Source organism: Nitrospinota bacterium, assembly GCA_029881495.1.
Lineage (GTDB): Bacteria > Nitrospinota_A > UBA7883 > JACRGQ01 > JACRGQ01 > JAOUMJ01.
On sequence record JAOUMJ010000063.1, the window covers coordinates 1 to 2,329 of the forward strand.

The 2,329-nt window shown below is 48.7% G+C and carries 2 protein-coding genes; both read left to right on the forward strand.

The features are described from left to right. Positions 1-304: 304 nt before the first annotated feature. Positions 305-1,732 (forward strand): FAD-dependent oxidoreductase, encoded by a 1,428-nt coding sequence (locus OEY64_13270; protein MDH5543913.1) that lies wholly within the window; start codon positions 305-307, stop codon positions 1,730-1,732. Positions 1,733-2,157: 425 nt separating this feature from the next. Beyond that, a partial coding sequence (rplV, locus tag OEY64_13275; protein ID MDH5543914.1) for a 50S ribosomal protein L22 occupies positions 2,158-2,329 on the forward strand: 172 nt, incomplete at its 3' end.

Below are 2,329 nucleotides of genomic sequence, written 5' to 3' on the forward strand. Positions count from 1 at the left end.
ATCAGAAGCCTATTCGATAATAGAAACCTGCTGCATCTTGTTCAAAGTGGTCTTATCGAAAAATCCGAGTACCATATCGCCCAGGCGATTCGCAGAACCACACGGGAATCGTTACCTATCATCCTGCGCGAGCTTGGCTGGGTATTGCCTGAATCGATTTGATCTAGATTTAAAAACTCTTCAATTTTCAATTCCGGCTCACGTTCTCTCATTCACATCTATATACTGATAGGATGTAGTAATCAGTCATTAATACATGGGGCGGAGTTTAATCACCCTATAGTCATTCAGCGGAGGAGAGAGCGTGCTTGATATTGGAATAATCGGTGGCGGGGTAGGCGGACTCGTAACCGCAAGCGGCTCGGCGCAGTTCGGCGCGAAGGTCGCCCTCGTAGAGAAAGGGAAGCTCGGCGGAGATTGTCTCAACTTTGGCTGTGTCCCGACAAAATCGTTGCTCCACTCCGCAAAGATATTCCGTGACTCTATTAAAGCGGAGAAGCTCGGCCTCCATATCGGAAACACAAAGCTTGATTTTGGACGTGTGATGGAGCGAATGCGGGAGGTTCAGTCGACAATTGCGGTTCACGATGATCCGGAACGGTTCCGCAAGATGGGAGTCGATGTCATATTCGGTACCGGATTATTTGAAGACCGCCATACGTTCGCAGTTCCCGGAAGAAAGATAAAGGCGAAGAAATTTCTCATCGCGACAGGTTCGCGTCCGGCAGAATCTACCATCCCCGGCTCGGATGGAGTCTCCTTCCTCAATAACGAAAACATACTTGATATAAAAACGCTCCCTGAGTCGATGATAATCCTCGGCGCGGGACCGATTGGAATCGAGTACGCGCAGATATTCTCCCGCTTCGGATGCAAGGTGACGCTGTTTCAGCGCAGGGGCCGGATTCTCCCGAAGGAGGATCATGAACTGGCGAAGATGCTGGAAGGTATTTTGAGAGCGGAAGGTGTCGATATCCAGACCGCACCCCATTACGACAAGGTCGAAGAGTCCGGCGGAAAGGTATCGCTCACAGTCAGCTATGGTGAAGGGAAGGGGCAAAAGGTTTTCAGCGCGGAGAAGATACTCGTAGCCACAGGACGGAAACCGAACATCGAAGGGCTGAATCTGGAAGGGATAGGAGTAAAGAGTACCGACCTCGGCATAGTGGTTGACGATACCCTTAAAACTACCGTCTCCAACATATGGGCATGCGGTGATGTTATCGGGCTCTTCCCGTTTACCCACGCGGCGGAGCATCAGGCGGGGGTGGTGATTTCAAACGCTCTCTTCCCGCTGGTGAGAAGAAAGATCAACAGGAGAGTCGTCCCGTGGTGTACCTTCACCGACCCGGAGTTCGGAAGAGTCGGCCTTACAGAAGTGGAGGCGAAGAGCATGCTTGGCGCATCAAATGTAAGCGTATATCGATTTAATTACAGCGGTCACGACAGGGCGGTTATCGAAGGTGCTACAGAGGGGATGGTAAAAGTGGTCTGCGACCTGAAGGGGAAGATACTGGGCGCGCATATCCTTGGAGCGAACGGTGGTGATTTGATAAATGAATACGCGCTTGCGATGAATAGCGGGCTTGGCGTCCAGCAGATTTCACAGACTATACATGTCTATCCTTCGATGGGGCAGGTGGTTAAGCGCGGGGCCGACCAGTATTACAGGGAAAAACTTTTCAGCGGTCCGTTCGCGCTTTTCACGAAGTTCTGGTTCGGCAAAAAGTAGTTTTCAATTATTTACATAATTTAAGTACAGACGTAGATCCCGTTTGCTCTTTCCTGGGCCTCTTTTTTCTGCGCTGTGGGACTTGGTGCTGAAAGGGAGGAGTGTTGTCCTGCAGGTTTACATGCTTAAACAGGGCTTTTTATGCTTTAAAGGTTAGATTGTATTTTCACCTTTTGCATAGACAAAAAAATATTAAAAAAAAGATTAGGTTTAGTTCGTACATCGTGTATACTTCGTACTTCGCTTCCTGGATCTTACCAGTGCCGATGCGGCGGGTAGGACATGGGGATTCGGAAAACCGTTTTCGTTTGGGAAAGCAGGTTCTGAATGCAAGAAACTTCTTGACATTCCCTCCCAACGAAAATAGACTTGCGTTCTTTCGTATCATTTGATGCGACGGGAAATGGTTGAAATTAAAGGAAGTTATGATAGCAACTGCAAAACTGAGATTTGTTAGAATGTCGCCTCAAAAGGGACGACTTGTCGCGGATATAGTTCGCGGGAAAAAAGTTGGCGCCGCTTTGAGCACGCTTCAATTTACAAACAACAAGCCGGCAAAAATTATTGAGAAACTATTAAAGAGTGCGCGTGCAAACG